Origin of the sequence: Cryobacterium sp. PH31-L1 (assembly GCF_030063145.1) — a bacterium.
In the GTDB taxonomy this organism is placed as follows: domain Bacteria; phylum Actinomycetota; class Actinomycetes; order Actinomycetales; family Microbacteriaceae; genus Cryobacterium.
In genome coordinates this window covers 445660-459613 of the sequence record NZ_JASISM010000001.1, presented here as the reverse complement: position 1 = coordinate 459613, position 13954 = coordinate 445660, and the positions used below count along the sequence as shown (strand labels likewise).

At 67.2% G+C, this 13954-nt stretch carries 13 protein-coding genes; 8 read left to right on the top strand and 5 right to left on the bottom strand.

The features are described 5' to 3' along the window. Positions 1 to 39 precede the first annotated feature (39 nt). From QMF22_RS02245 to QMF22_RS02215, 7 genes are all read left to right on the top strand, one after another. Positions 40 to 1491, top strand: a complete 1452-nt coding sequence (locus tag QMF22_RS02245; protein WP_283449927.1) for a fumarylacetoacetate hydrolase family protein — start codon at positions 40 to 42, stop codon at positions 1489 to 1491. Continuing rightward, on the top strand, positions 1479 to 2186 hold the full coding sequence (locus QMF22_RS02240; RefSeq protein WP_283449926.1) for a GntR family transcriptional regulator: 708 nt from the start codon (positions 1479 to 1481) through the stop codon (positions 2184 to 2186). The genes QMF22_RS02245 and QMF22_RS02240 overlap by 13 nt, the downstream gene beginning before the upstream one ends. Positions 2187 to 2188: 2 nt before the next feature. After that, positions 2189 to 3703, top strand: a complete 1515-nt coding sequence (hpaE, locus tag QMF22_RS02235) for a 5-carboxymethyl-2-hydroxymuconate semialdehyde dehydrogenase (RefSeq protein ID WP_283449925.1) — start codon at positions 2189 to 2191, stop codon at positions 3701 to 3703. 150 nt (positions 3704 to 3853) lie between these two features. Continuing rightward, positions 3854 to 4930 carry a 3,4-dihydroxyphenylacetate 2,3-dioxygenase gene (gene hpaD, locus QMF22_RS02230; RefSeq protein ID WP_283449924.1) on the top strand — a complete coding sequence of 359 codons (1077 nt, stop codon included), beginning with the start codon at positions 3854 to 3856 and terminating at the stop codon, positions 4928 to 4930. Between the two features lie 12 nt (positions 4931 to 4942). Beyond that, positions 4943 to 5728 carry a 2-oxo-hept-4-ene-1,7-dioate hydratase gene (gene hpaH / locus QMF22_RS02225; RefSeq protein WP_283449923.1) on the top strand — a complete coding sequence of 262 codons (786 nt, stop codon included), beginning with the start codon at positions 4943 to 4945 and terminating at the stop codon, positions 5726 to 5728. Further along, positions 5713 to 6534 (top strand): HpcH/HpaI aldolase family protein, encoded by an 822-nt coding sequence (locus QMF22_RS02220; RefSeq protein ID WP_283449922.1) that lies wholly within the window; start codon positions 5713 to 5715, stop codon positions 6532 to 6534. Before hpaH ends, QMF22_RS02220 begins: the two co-directional genes overlap by 16 nt. Positions 6535 to 6571: 37 nt before the next feature. Beyond that, complete coding sequence (locus tag QMF22_RS02215; RefSeq protein WP_502846893.1) at positions 6572 to 7312, top strand: IclR family transcriptional regulator; 741 nt, start codon at positions 6572 to 6574, stop codon at positions 7310 to 7312. 20 nt (positions 7313 to 7332) lie between these two features. Here QMF22_RS02215 and QMF22_RS02210 read toward each other — a convergent pair whose 3' ends face one another. Continuing rightward, positions 7333 to 7638: a hypothetical protein gene (locus QMF22_RS02210; RefSeq protein WP_283449921.1), complete on the bottom strand. Its 306-nt coding sequence runs from the start codon at positions 7636 to 7638 to the stop codon at positions 7333 to 7335. Positions 7639 to 7937: 299 nt separating this feature from the next. Between QMF22_RS02210 and QMF22_RS02205 the strand changes: the two genes are divergently transcribed. Then, on the top strand, positions 7938 to 9284 hold the full coding sequence (locus QMF22_RS02205) for an MFS transporter (RefSeq protein WP_283449920.1): 1347 nt from the start codon (positions 7938 to 7940) through the stop codon (positions 9282 to 9284). 268 nt (positions 9285 to 9552) lie between these two features. Here the strand turns inward: QMF22_RS02205 and QMF22_RS02200 are convergent, their stop codons facing one another. The 4 genes from QMF22_RS02200 to QMF22_RS02185 all read right to left on the bottom strand — a co-directional run bounded on the left by QMF22_RS02200 (position 9553) and on the right by QMF22_RS02185 (position 13943). Further along, complete coding sequence (locus QMF22_RS02200) at positions 9553 to 10995, bottom strand: aldehyde dehydrogenase family protein (RefSeq protein WP_283449919.1); 1443 nt, start codon at positions 10993 to 10995, stop codon at positions 9553 to 9555. 130 nt (positions 10996 to 11125) lie between these two features. After that, positions 11126 to 11857, bottom strand: a complete 732-nt coding sequence (locus QMF22_RS02195) for an alpha/beta fold hydrolase (RefSeq protein WP_283449917.1) — start codon at positions 11855 to 11857, stop codon at positions 11126 to 11128. Next, positions 11854 to 12444 carry an isochorismatase family protein gene (locus QMF22_RS02190; protein ID WP_283449915.1) on the bottom strand — a complete coding sequence of 197 codons (591 nt, stop codon included), beginning with the start codon at positions 12442 to 12444 and terminating at the stop codon, positions 11854 to 11856. Before QMF22_RS02190 ends, QMF22_RS02195 begins: the two co-directional genes overlap by 4 nt. Before the next feature lie 17 nt (positions 12445 to 12461). After that, a complete protein-coding gene (locus QMF22_RS02185) occupies positions 12462 to 13943 on the bottom strand; it encodes a D-alanyl-D-alanine carboxypeptidase/D-alanyl-D-alanine-endopeptidase (protein ID WP_283449913.1) in 1482 nt (493 codons plus the stop codon). Positions 13944 to 13954 lie beyond the last annotated feature (11 nt).

Below are 13954 nucleotides of genomic sequence, written 5' to 3'. Positions count from 1 at the left end.
GATTTCAGATACACACGCAGCGCCGCGAGAGGACATAACATGCAGAACCCCACACCATTCACCGGTACCCCCGGCAAGGTGATCGCCCTGCACCTCAACTATCCTTCCCGCATCGCCCAGCGCGGCCGCAGGCCGGAACAGCCGTCATACTTCCTGAAGCCCGGTAGCTCGGTGAGCGCCTCCGGCACCCCGATCGAACGCCCGGCCGGCACCGAACTGCTCGCCTTCGAGGGCGAGATCGCCCTGATCATCGGCCACAGCATCCGTCGGATAAACCCGGAGCAGGGCTGGGCGGCCATCTCCGGCGTCACCGCCGCCAACGATTTCGGCGTCTACGACCTGCGCTACGCCGACAAGGGCTCAAATCTGAAGTCCAAGGGCGGCGACGGTTTCACCCCGCTCGGCCCGAGGGTGATCGATGCCACAGACATTCAACCGGATGCCCTCCGGGTGCGCACCTGGGTCAACGGCGCGTTGGTGCAGGACGACACCACGGCGCACTTGGCCTTCGGGTTCGGCCGTCTGGTCGCCGACCTCTCCCAGCTGATGACCCTCGAACCGGGCGATGTCATTCTCACCGGAACCCCCGCCGGTTCCTCCGTCGTGCAGCCCGGCGACGTGGTCGAGGTCGAAGTGGATGCCCCCACCGCGCCCGGCGCGCCCAGCACCGGTCGACTGGTCACGCCCGTCGTCGCCGGCGCGATCGCCATGGCCGAATACGGCGCCGGCCCGAAGATCGACGATCTGCAACGGGCCGAGGCGTGGGGATCAGCGGAGGCGGCCGGGCTACCCACGAAGACACTTCTGACTGACGAGCTCAAGGCTAAAATCAACTCGGTCGGCACCGCCACGCTCAGCTCCCAGCTGCGCAAACGCGGCCTGAACAACGTCTCCATCGACGGGCTGCAGTCCACTCGCCCGAGCGCGCGCCTGGTCGGGCTCGCCCGCACGCTGCGGTTCATTCCCAACCGGGAAGACCTCTTCATCTCTCATGGCGGCGGCTACAACGCCCAAAAGCGCGCCTTCGACTCCCTCCGCCCCGACGATGTGCTCGTGATCGAGGCCCGCGGCGAGACCGGCACCGGCACCGTCGGCGATATCCTCGCCCTGCGCGCCCAGGTGAACGGCGCCGCCGGCCTGGTGACGGATGGCGGGGTGCGCGACGTCGCCGCCGTCACCGCCCTAAAAATGCCCACCTACTTCGCCAACGCGCATCCCGCCGTACTCGGCCGGAAGCATGTGCCGTGGGATACCGACCTCACCATCGCCTGCGGCGGCGCGGCCGTGCAGCCGGGCGATGTGATCGTCGGTGACGCCGACGGCATCCTGGTGATTCCGCCGCACTTGATCGAGGAGGTCGTCACCGACGCGATCGAGCAGGAGCGCGAGGAAACCTTCATCGCCGAGATGGTCGCCGCCGGCGAGGGCGTCGACGGGCTGTACCCGATGAACGCAAAGTGGAAGGGACGGTACCAGCAATGGCTGCAGTAACAGCGCCGTCGGTCAGCAAGTCGCAACTGGCCTATCAGTGGGTCAAAGCGCGCATCTCCGACGGAACGTTCACGCCGGGCTACCGCTTGGTGCTGGGCGCAATCGGCAAGGAGCTCGGTGTCAGCGTCGTCCCGGTACGAGAGGCGATTCGTCGCCTCGAAGCGGAGGGACTGGTCACCTTCGAGCGCAACGTCGGCGCGCAGGTCGCCATGCTCGAGGAGACCGAATATCTCTACACGATGCAGACCCTGAGCGTCGTCGAGGGCGTCGCGACCGCGCTGTCGGCACCGTTCATCACCGCCGCCGACATCGAACGCGCCCGCTCGGTGAACCAGGCCATGGCAGCCTCCCTCGAAGACTTGAACCCACACCGGTTCACCGAACTGAACCTCGACTTTCACTCGATCCTGTTCGAGAACTGCCCGAACCCGCACATCCTCGACCTCGTGCACCGCGGGTGGAACCGCATGAATGTACTGCGCGACTCGACCTTCAGCTTTGTGCCCGGCCGCGCACGCGACTCCGTTGCGGAGCACGAAAACCTGCTGCAGCTGATCGAGTCGGGCTCCGACGTGCTCACGCTCGAGCTGGCCGCGCGCGCGCACCGCACCGGCACACTGGATGCCTTCCTCGACTACCAGAAATCGCTTCCCCCCCACTCAGCCCCCGAACCGTCCCCGAGAAAGAGAGCCTGACCATGACGCAGACGTCTGTCCAGACCACGCACTACGTGCCCGCTGACCTGCCCACCAGCATCCGTCATTTCATCGGCGGCAAATTCGTCGACAGTGTCGGCGGCGAAACCTTCGACGTGCTCGACCCGGTGTCCAACCAGACCTACGCCACAGCGGCCGCCGGCCAGCAGGCCGACATCGACCTGGCCGTCGCCGCCGCCAAGAACGCCTTCGATAACGGCCCCTGGCCGCGCATGCTGCCTCGCGCTCGCGCTCGGGTACTGCACGCGATCGCCGACGCCGTCGAGGCGCAGGATGCCCGGCTGGCCGAGCTGGAAACCTTCGACACCGGCCTGCCGATCACCCAGGCACTCGGACAGGCGCAGCGCGCGGCCGAGAACTTTCGCTTCTTCGCCGACCTGATCGTGGCGCAGGCCGACGACACCTACAAGGTGCCAGGCCGGCAGATCAACTACGTCAACCGCAAGCCGGTCGGTGTCGCCGGGCTGATCACCCCCTGGAATACCCCGTTCATGCTCGAAAGCTGGAAGCTCGCCCCCGCGCTCGCCTCCGGCTGCACCGTCGTGCTGAAGCCGGCCGAATTCACGCCGCTGTCGGCAAGCCTCTGGGCCGAGATCTTATCCACCGCCGGGGTACCCGACGGCGTCTTCAACCTGGTTAACGGCATCGGTGAAGAGGCCGGTGATGCGCTGGTCAAGCATCCGGATGTTCCGCTCATCTCCTTCACCGGCGAGACCACGACCGGCCAGACCATCTACCGCAACTGTGCCGCGAACCTCAAGGGCATGTCGATGGAGCTCGGCGGCAAGTCGCCCGCCGTCGTCTTCGCCGACGCCGACCTCGACGCCGCGATTGATTCCACCCTGTTCGGCGTGTTCTCACTCAACGGCGAGCGTTGCACAGCGTCGAGCCGCATCCTGGTTGAGCGCTCCATCTACGATGATTTCTGCGCCCGCTATGCGGCCCGCGCCCAGGCAATCGTGGTCGGCGACCCGCACGATCCGAAGACCGAGGTCGGCGCGCTCGTGCACCCCGAGCACTACGCCAAGGTCATGAGTTACGTCGAAATCGGCAAGACCGAGGGCCGTCTGCTTGCCGGCGGCGGTCGACCGGAAGGCCTGACGGAAGGCAACTATGTCTCCCCCACTGTCTTCGCCGACGTCGCTCCCAGCGCTCGCATCTTTCAGGAGGAGATCTTCGGCCCGGTCGTGGCCATCACCCCCTTCGACACGGATGCCGAAGCGCTCGCCCTCGCCAATGGCGTGAAGTATGGGCTGGCCGCGTACATCTGGACCACGAACCTGACCCGCGCCCATAACTTCGCGCAGTCGGTCGATGCCGGCATGGTGTGGCTCAACTCGCACAACGTGCGCGACCTGCGCACCCCGTTCGGCGGCGTGAAAGCCTCCGGCCTCGGCCACGAAGGCGGCTACCGGTCGATCGACTTCTACACCGACTCTCAGGCCGTGCACATCACGCTCGCCCCCGTGCACACGCCCCGCTTCGGCGGCAACTAGCCCCTCACCACCCAGGGACGGGGCCCGGCTGATAAACCGGGCCCGCGTTCAGAAGGTGGGCCCGGCCGCAGGACCAACGCTGGCTGTCTTGATAGCCAGCCCTACGCATCCGCTTATCTGTACTCAACGAACCTCAACGAGGAGAAACCCATGACACTCAGCCCGATCCCCACCCCCACCGCAACCCCGCCTGACATCCTGCGCTGCGCCTACATGGACATCGTCGTGACCGACCTGGCCAAGTCCCGCGAGTTCTACGTCGATATTCTCGGCCTCGTCGTCACCGAGGAGAGCGATACCGAAATCTACCTGCGCAGCTTCGAAGAATTCATCCACCACAATCTCGTGCTGCGCCAGGGGCCCGTTGCCGCCGTCGCCGCGATGGCGTTCCGGGTGCGCAGCCCCGAAGACGTCGACCTCGCCGAGGCCTACTATGAGGAACTCGGCTGCCGCACAGAACGCCGCACTGAGGGCTTTGTCAAGGGAATCGGCGACAGCGTGCGCGTCGAAGACCCGCTCGGCTTCCCCTACGAATTCTTCTTCGCCACCACCCACGTGGAACGCCTCGCCTGGCGCTACGACCTGCAGGGACCGGGCGCGCTGGTGCGCCTCGACCACTTCAACCAGGTCACGCCCGACGTCGGCCGCGGCCGCAAATACCTCGAAGACCTGGGCTTCCGGGTCACCGAAGACATCCAGGACTCCGATGGCGTCACGTACGCGGCCTGGCTGCGCCGCAAGGACACCGTGCACGACACCGCGCTCACCGGCGGAAACGGGCCGCGCATGCACCACATTGCGTTCTCGACCCACGAGAAGCACAACATCATCTACATCTGCGACAAGCTCGGCGCACTGCGCCAGAGCGACCTGATCGAGCGCGGACCGGGCCGCCACGGCGTCTCGAACGCGTTCTACCTGTACCTGCGCGACCCCGACGGCCACCGCGTCGAGATCTACACGCAGGACTACTACACCGGCGACCCCGACAACCCCGTCGTCACCTGGGACGTGCACGACAACCAGCGCCGCGACTGGTGGGGCAACCCCGTCGTGCCCAGCTGGTACACGGATGCCTCGCTCGTGCTCGACCTCGACGGCAACCCGCAGCCGGTCATCGAACGCACCGAGTCCAGCGAGATGGCCGTGACCGTCGGCGCCGACGGTTTCTCCTACACTCGCAAGGACGACGAGTTGGCCGGCTTCAAACTCGGCACCACCCTCTAGGAGACAGTGCGCATGCTTGACCAGCCAGTCATTGAAGAGATCGTCGACGAACTCGTCGCGGCCGCCACAACCCGGTCGACGGTTCCCCTGCTGACCACCCGCTACCCCGACATGACCGTCGACGACGCCTACGCCGTGCAGAGCCTGTGGAAGGAACGCGGCATCACGGCCGGCCGAAGGCTGGTCGGCCGTAAGATCGGCCTGACCTCCAAGGTCATGCAGGTCGCCACCGGCATCACCGAGCCCGATTACGGTGTGATCTTCAGCGACGAGGTCTACGAGAATGGCGCGAGCATCCGTTTCGACAGCTTCTCGAACGTGCGCATCGAGGTCGAGCTGGCGTTCGTGCTCGGCAAGCCGCTGTCCGGCCCCAACTGCACGCTGTTCGATGTGCTGGACGCCACGGACTACGTGGTTCCGGCCCTCGAGATTCTCAGTTCGCGCATTGAGATGGCCGGCCGGACCATCGTCGATACCATCTCCGACAACGCGGCGATGGGCGGAATGGTTGTGGGCGGCACGCCGGTGAAGGTCGGCGACATCGACCTGCGCTGGGTGTCCGCCTTGCTGTATCGCAACCAGACCATCGAGGAATCCGGCGTGGCCGCGGCCGTGCTGAACCACCCCGCGGCGGGCGTCTACTGGTTGGCCAACAAGCTGGCCCAGCACGGAACCAGCCTCGAGGCCGGGGAAATCATCCTGGCCGGCTCGTTCACCCGCCCGATGTGGGTGGAGCAGGGCGACACCGTGCACGCCGACTATGGACCACTGGGAGCCATCACATGCCGATTCGAGTAACAGCAGAGCCGACTTTCCGCGACGTTCTGGCCGGCTCCGATCGTGCGCAGATCGGCATGTGGGTGTGCTCCGGCAGTCCACTCGTGGCCGAAATCTGCGCCGGCAGCGGGCTCGACTGGCTTCTGATCGACACCGAACACAGCCCCAACGGACTGGAGTCGACCCTCAGCCAGCTGCAGGCCGTGCACGGCTACCCGATCGTGCCGCTGGTGCGCGCTCCGACCGGCGAGCGCGTCATCGTGAAGCAACTGCTCGACCTCGGCGCGCAGAACCTGCTCATTCCCATGATCGACACGGCCGAGCAGGCCCTCGACATGGTGGCCGCGGTGCGCTACCCGCCGCACGGCGTTCGCGGCGTGGGCAGCGCCCTCGCCCGTGCCTCCCGGTGGAACCGCATCGACGATTACCTGGCCAGCGCCAACGAGACGATTTCGCTGTTCGTGCAGATCGAGACGACGGATGCCGTGGCCAACGTTTCCGAGATCGCCGCCGTCGACGGCATCGACGGCCTGTTCATTGGCCCCTCCGACCTGGCCGCGTCGATGGGCCTGCTCGGCCAGCAGGATCACCCGGACGTCGTCGCCTCGGCCCTTCGCTGCATTCGCGCCGTAACGGCGCTCGGCAAACCCGTGGGAGTGAATGCCTTTGCTCCCGCCACGGCTGAGCGCTATCTGGCGGCCGGCGCCAGTTTCGTGCTTGTCGGTGCCGACGTGGCCATCCTCGCCCGGGCCTCGGAGAAGCTCGCCGCCACGTTCATCCGCCCAACGGACTTGGCCGGGCCCGGAGATCCGCGGCCGAGTTACTAGAGCGGCAGACCGGCAGACCGAATGCGAGAATAAGAGGGTGTCGATTCCAGAATTCGCCGAGAGCTCCGGCAGGCCCCAGCCGGCACCCGCCGCGCATTCGCAAACCCTGTCCCGCGGCATCCGGGTGCTGGAGATTCTCGCCGAAAGGGACGAGCCGATGACCATCGTCGCTCTCGCCGCTGCCCTCGACGTGCATCGCTCCATCGCCTATCGCATCCTCCGCACCCTGGAAGATCATGGCCTCGTCGTTCGCGACCCGGCCGGACTGGTGCGGCTCGGTGCGCGTCTGGCGGCGCTGGCCCGCGGGGTGTCCCGCGATCTCCAGGCCGCGGCCCTGCCCGTGCTCACGCGCATCGCCAACGAGCTCGGCATGACCGCGTTCGTCGCGGTGCTCGACCAGGGCGAGATCTTCACTCTCGTGAGTATCGAACCGCGCAAGGCCCACGCGACGGTCGCGCAACAGCCCGGCACACGGCATCCGCTACACCGGGGCGCACCGGGAATCGCCATCCAGTCCGGTCTGAGCGCCGCACAATGGGCCGCACTCGGCCACCCCGAAACTCGCCGCAGCGAGGCCGGTGAAGTTGCAGCGCTCGGCTACGCCTCCAGCCACAACGAGGTCATTCCCGGCCTGTCGTCTATTGCCGTGCCGCTGCTCGTGCCCGGGGAATCGCCCGCCTCCCTCGCCGTCGTCTATATCTCGAGTCTGCACTCCCCCACCGACATCGGTGCCGTGCTCACCGCTGCCGCACGTACGATCGTCGCAGAGCTCGGTTGACGCTGAAAACGCTCACTTGACTATCGGGCCACGCACAGGCTCTGCATGCCCACGCGCACGGTCGATCCCACGTTGCGGGCCCGCAGCTGCGACACGATGCTCGGCTCGTCGGCGACGGCGTAGAACTCGGTGTTCTCGGGGGCGCTGGGGTGGCCGTCGGTTGCTCGAGCTCGGTGGCCGACAGAACCGTCGACGGCTCGGTCGGCAGCTCGATGAGCGGTGGCACCGACTGCGGCAGGATTTCCACTCCGCCCGATGACGGCGGCCAAGTCAGTGCCCGCAACGGATGCCGCAGCCGCGCCCCCGACCGCGCGCGCCTGCAGCACCCAGCCGACAATCCCCGCAGCGAGGGCCAGCAGCGGAATCGCGGCCGGGACAGGCCGACGCAGTCGACGCGGGAGGCAGACTCCCAGCCACGTAGGCGAAGTTCACACCGGATGTTGCCGGCGCAAGCTTCCGCAGGGACCACTACACCGGCACCCGAAAAACAACAATACTGACCAAAGGGTAGGTAATCCTTGATTTTCCTGTCATACTGCCCCAGTGCCGGTTTTTCTCCGCACGATCCACACACTTTGCAGCAGCACCCGACCCAGCACCGCAGTGAGATACGAGGGAGTATTCCATGGCTTTAACGACCGAGCGCACGCAGGCTACCAGCGCTAGACGGCACGAAGAACGGAGGGTCCTCGCCGGCACAATGGTGGGTACCACCATCGAGTGGTATGACTTCTTCATTTACGCCCAGGCCGCCGGCCTCGTGCTGGCCGGCCTGTTCTTCGCCCCGCTCGCCGGCGAGAACGCGCCGCTCGCCCAGCTGATCGCCTGGGCCTCGCTCGGCATCAGCTTTCTGTTCCGCCCGCTCGGCGCCATCGTCGCCGGCCACCTCGGCGACCGGATCGGCCGCAAGGCGATGCTGGTCTTCACACTCGTCATGATGGGCGCGGCCACCGCACTCATCGGCCTGCTGCCGACCTTCGACCAGATCGGCGTCTGGGCCCCGATCCTGCTGATTGTGCTGCGCATCCTGCAGGGCTTCTCGGCCGGCGGCGAATGGGGCGGTGCCGCGCTCATGAGCGTCGAGCACGCACCCATCAACAAGCGCGGATTCTTCGGCGCCTACCCGCAGATCGGCGTACCCGTCGGCCTGATCCTCGCCACCGGCGTGATGATCGCCGTGACCACCTCGATGAGCGAGGAAGCGTTCCTCAGCTGGGGCTGGCGCATCCCGTTCCTGGTTTCCGTGCTGCTCATCGTTGTCGGCTGGGTCATCCGCCGCGCGGTCTCCGAGAGCCCGGTCTTCAAGGAGATGCAGACCCGCAAGCAGGAGTCCGCCGCACCACTCAAGCAGCTGTTCAAGAGCCACTCGCGTCAGGTCATCCTCACCGCGCTCATCTTCATCGCCAACAACGCGGCCGGCTACATGCTCATCGCGTTCTTCAGCTCCTACGCCACCAAGCCCGCCGAGGCCGGCGGACTCGGCATGGAGCGCACCCCGGTTCTCATCGCGAGCACCGTCGCGGCCGTGTTCTGGCTCGCGTCAACCATGGCCGGCGGCATCCTCTCGGACAAAATCGGCCGCGTCCGCACCTTCCAGATCGGCTATGCGTTTCTGTTCATCTGGGCCATCCCGATGTTCCTGCTCATCGACACCGGCGACATCGTCTGGTTTGCGCTCTCGCTCATCATTCTGGCGAGCGGACTCGGTCTCTCCTACGGCCCGCAGGCCGCGCTCTACGCTGAGATGTTCCCGGCGCAGGTGCGGTACTCCGGCGTCTCGATCGGTTACGCCCTTGGCGCGATTCTCGGTGGTGCCTTCGCCCCGCTGATCGCCCAACTGCTGCTCGATCAGACCGGCCAGTCCGTCTCGATCGCCGTCTATCTCATGGTGCTCGCGGCGATCTCCTTCGTTGCGGTAACCCTCGTGAAGGAAACCCGCGGGGTTCCGCTGGGCATCAGCACCCACGAGTAACTCGCGTTCATCCTGACCGTGCCGCCCGGGTTTCAACCCGGGCGGCACGGTCATTTTGTGTTGCCCGGCGCAGGCGGCGCCGGGTGAGCCTGCTCGGCCGCGGGGCTAATTCAGGAAATGCCCGCCACCCCCGGCGGTCCACCGCGAGTTTGGGCGGGGCTGGCGCCGGCATCCATTCACCATTCCTGAATCAGCCACCGCCAGCCGGCGCACCGGCACAGAACAGGGCCCCAGCCGGTGGCGAGGGCCCTGTTTCTTGAGCGGATGGCTAGCCGTTGATGACCTGCGGCACACCGAGCGCCTTGAGACCCTCAACACCGAACTCGAGCCCATAGCCGGACTGCTTGGCCCCACCGAACGGAATCATCGGGTGCACCGCGCCGTGCGCGTTGATCCAGACCGTGCCGGTTTCCAGACGAGCGGCGACGGCGCGCGCTGCGACGAGGTCGCTCGACCAGACCGAACCGCCCAGCCCGACGTCAACGCTGTTGGCGCGAGCAATGACATCATCCAGGTCGGTATAGCGGATGATCGGAAGCGCCGGTCCGAACTGCTCCTCACGCACGAGCGGGTTGTCGTCGTCGATGTCGGCGATGAGCGTGGTCGGGTAGAAGAATCCGGGCGCCGTCAGATCGGGGTCGCCGCCGATGAGCACGCGTGCGCCGGAGTCCTTCGCTGACTGCACGAGGCCGGCGACGATATCGAACTGGGCCTTGTTCTGCAGCGGGCCGAGCACATTGTTCTCGTCGATTCCGACGCCCATCGGCATTTTGGCTGCGACCGCTGTGAGCGCGTCGCAGACCGCGTCGTAGATGTCGTCGTGCACGTAGAGGCGCTTGAGCGCTGCGCAGGTCTGGCCGGTGTTGATGAACGCGCCCCAGAACAATCCTTCGGCGATGGTTTCCGGGTCGGCGTCAGGAAGTACGATGCCGGCGTCGTTGCCGCCGAGCTCGAGGGTGAGGCGCTTAACCGTGTCGGCCGAACCCTTGATGATGGCCTTGCCGGTTGCGGTCGATCCGGTGAACATCACCTTGCCGATGCCGGGGTGCACGGCGAGGCCGGCACCGATCGCGCGGCCGCCTGAGACGACGGTGACGAGTCCTTCGGGCAGCACCTGGTTGAGCACTGCGACGAGAGCGAGCACGCTGAGTGGCGTGTACTCGGAGGGCTTAACCACGACGGCGTTACCCATGCGCAGCGCGGGCGCGATCTGCCAGATTGTAATCATCATCGGCCAGTTCCACGGGCCGATCGCGCCGACGACGCCGATCGGGCGGTAGGTGATCGCGGCGTGCGTGGTGCCGTCGTCGATGAGCACCTCAGACTCCAGCGGCGTCGCGGCGGCTGTGCGCAGCCAAGCGGATGCCCCGCCCACCTCGAACCGCGCGTTGGGACCGTTCAGCGGTTTTCCCTGTTCGCGGGACAGCAGCTGGGCGAGGGCCTCCGCTGCTGCGTCGATCGCGTCGGCGGCGCTTATCATGATGGCGCTGCGCTCGGCGTGCCCGAGGGCGGCCCACGCCGGCTGGGCCAGCGTTGCCGCCGCGATGGCTGCTTCGAGGTCGTCGACGGTGTGCACCGGGGCGAGGCCGACCACCGAGCCGGTCGCAGGGTCGAGGATCTCGCGCGTCTCGCCCGTTGTGGGAGTGATGGCGGCGAGCAGCCCGTCGAAGGTGTCGAATGTCGGGGTGGCCAGGGTGTCGTTTGTTGTCATGAGTCCTCCGCGTTGAGTGCGGCGTCTTGAGTCCCGCCGTGGCTCCACCGTATGCGCGAGCACCGACATCCACTTGCACGAGAGCGCTGCCCACTCGCCATCCCGCGCACATCGTGCACGAGCCCGATGGTCAGGCCAGAAACTCCAGCGCCGCCTGCTTGAACTCACGCGACGTCAGCGCGTTGACATGGGTGCGGCCAGGCAGCTCGAGGTACTGAGCGCCGCGATCGGCGGCGAGGGCGGCTACCCCAGCGGGAATCTGGTCGGCACCGCCGGCCACAAACAGCTGCGGGATGCCGGCGGGCACGTCGAGCGTGAAACCCGCGACCCCCTGCACGCACGCCAACAGCGCCTCGCGGTCGGCGCCAGCGGCGATTGCCGGGCCGAGAACCGCGGCGATGGTCGGATCGGCGGGCAACTCAGCAGACACCACGAACCGGTTGACCTCACCCTGATCCCAGGTCTCGAACAGTTCAAGCGGCCCCGCCCCGCCGAGCACGAGGCGCCGCACGCGCTCCGGCGCCAGCTGGGCCAGGGCGGCCACCACCCGCGACCCCATCGAGTACCCGATCACGTCGACCCGCTCGAGGTCGAGGGTGTCGAGCACGGCCACGAGGTCGGCGGCGAGCTGCCGGGGCGCGTAATCAGCGGGGCGATGCGGCTTATCGCTGCGGCCGTGGCCGCGCAGGTCGGGCGTGATCGCCCCGCGCCCCGCCTCGCCGAGCGCACGCACCCAGCCGGAACCACCCCAGGTGACCGCGGCCGCCGAGGCGAATCCGTGCACGAGGAGCACCGGCCGCTGTCCCGGCGTGGCGTCGAAGGCGATGCGCACACCGTCGAGCCGCCTCGCGAACTCTGTCACGCGACGGCGTCACTCGCAGCGAATACCGCGCCGGCGTGCGCCATCTCGGCGAGGGCTGCCTGGGTGGATTCGGCGGCGACCCCGGCCACGAGATCGGTCAGCACGCGCACGCGCTGGCCATGTTCAAGCGCGTCGAGGGTGGAGGCCCGTACGCAGTAGTCGGTGGCGAGGCCGACGATGTCGACCTCGGTGACTCCGTGCTCGCTCAGCAGTGCTCCCACGGTCAGCCCGGCCTCGGTGGTGCCCTCAAAGATGGAGTACGCGGGCTTGCCCTGGCCCTTGCGAATGTGAAAGGTCACGGCATCCGTTGTGAGAGCTTTGTGATACTCGGCGCCCGCGGTGCCGGCCACACAGTGCACCGGCCAGGTCGTCACGTAGTCGGGAGCAGCATCGCGAGCGAAGTGACCGCCGTTGTCGTTGCCGATGTCGTGCCAGTCGCGCGACGCGAAGACGTATTTATAGGCGCCACCATGAGCAGCCAACAGCGCGCTCACGCCCGCCGCGACCGCCGCGCCCCCGTCAACCCCGAGCGCACCGCCCTCGGTGAAATCATTCTGAACGTCAATGATGAACAGTGCACGGGTCACGATGTCGCCTCCGATGGTCAGTTGTTGGACAAATTGTCGCCGCAGTTGAAGAAGCCGGTGGCCAGGGTGTCGATGGCGATTTTCGCATTCGAACTCACGTTGCCAATGGCGTAAATAGCGAAGGTAAGCGGGGTACCGTCGGCGGCGTGGATGACGCCGGCGAGCGTGTAACCGGTGTCGATCCAGCCCGTCTTGGCAAAGACGGCGCCGTCGGCAGCGGAATTGGCACCGGCGAAACGGTCGCTGTAGGAGAGGGATCCGCGCGGACCGCCCGCGACCGGCAGGCCGTCGAACAGCACGCCGAGGTCGCCCTCACGAGCGTTGACCTTCACAAACAGGGCGGTCAGGTAAGCCGGCGACACGGCATTGTTCGGGCTGAGGCCGGAGCCGTCCTTGATGATCATGCCGGTCGTGTCGATCCCGTAGGCGGCAAGCCCGCCGACGATGCCCTGCTGAAGCGCGGCAAAGGAGTTGCCCGCCCCGCTTTTGATGGCCACAAGGCGGGCGAGCATCTCGGCAATGGTGTTGTCGCTCACGATCAGGGCCTGCTGAATGAGCGTCGACACCGGTGCGGACTGCACTGCGCCGAGCTGGGCGGCGCCGGCGGGAGCCGTGGCCTGGCTGATGGTGAGACCGCCGCCGAGCGCGTCAGCGAAGGCCGCTCCGGCGCGGGCAATCGGATCCTCGCTGCGTGCTGAGGTGCTGCGGGTGGGTTCGTTGCGGTCGCCGTCCACCATGAGGGCGGTGATTTCGGGCATGTAGCCGAGGGCGAGTTCGGTGCGGGCCCAGCCGTCATCCCAGTCGGGGCCGGAGAAGTACGAGGAGTCGAGCACAAGGGAGGTGATCGGCGGGTTGGCCGGGTCGGCGGCCCAGGCGACCATGGTCTGGGTGGCGAGGTCGTCGAGGTGGGCTGCCCCGGTATAGAACGGCTCCTGGCCGGTGGGCAGGCGGGACAGGGTGAGGTCTCCGCCGCCGACGAGCACGATCTGGCCGGGTTCGGCGCCTTTCACGACGCGGGTGGTGGCACGGTAGTCGCTGCCCAGCACGTTGAGCGCGGCGGCCGAGGTGAGCACCTTCATGACGCTAGCCGTGCGCGAGGACGTCGTTCCGCCGCGGTCGAACAGAACTTCGCCGGTGGTGGCGTTGACGACCTGTGCCTGAAAATCGGCGAGACGGGTGTCGGCGGCGAGCCCGGCGACCGAGCAGGTGCGCAGCCGGCTGGCCGTCGTTGCCTCGGCGGGCACCGGCCGGGCCGGATCCACCGTGGGCGTCGGGCTCGGCGTGGCCGCCTGCGATGACGAAACAGCGGATGCCGCAGCCGGCTCGCTCCCGCCGGTTTGCGTTCCAGCGAACACGGCTCCGCTGCCCAGCAGCACGAACACCAGGGCGCCGGCGGCGATCAGCCACGCCCGGCGGTGCCGGGAGAAGACGGCCGCGATCCCGCCGCGCGGGGACCCATCAGCCGTGGCGGGTCCGGGTGTCTGCACTGGTTCGTCCACCTCCGTATGGT

Excerpts from the sequence above, each read along its gene's own strand:
- QMF22_RS02200 (WP_283449919.1), bottom strand. The coding sequence starts at position 10,995 with ATGACAACAAACGACACCCTGGCCACCCCGACATTCGACACCTTCGAC.
- QMF22_RS02245 (WP_283449927.1), top strand. The coding sequence starts at position 40 with ATGCAGAACCCCACACCATTCACCGGTACCCCCGGCAAGGTGATCGCC.
- QMF22_RS02220 (WP_283449922.1), top strand. The coding sequence starts at position 5,713 with ATGCCGATTCGAGTAACAGCAGAGCCGACTTTCCGCGACGTTCTGGCC.
- QMF22_RS02240 (WP_283449926.1), top strand. The coding sequence starts at position 1,479 with ATGGCTGCAGTAACAGCGCCGTCGGTCAGCAAGTCGCAACTGGCCTAT.
- hpaH (WP_283449923.1), top strand. The coding sequence starts at position 4,943 with ATGCTTGACCAGCCAGTCATTGAAGAGATCGTCGACGAACTCGTCGCG.
- QMF22_RS02205 (WP_283449920.1), top strand. The coding sequence starts at position 7,938 with ATGGCTTTAACGACCGAGCGCACGCAGGCTACCAGCGCTAGACGGCAC.
- hpaD (WP_283449924.1), top strand. The coding sequence starts at position 3,854 with ATGACACTCAGCCCGATCCCCACCCCCACCGCAACCCCGCCTGACATC.
- hpaE (WP_283449925.1), top strand. The coding sequence starts at position 2,189 with ATGACGCAGACGTCTGTCCAGACCACGCACTACGTGCCCGCTGACCTG.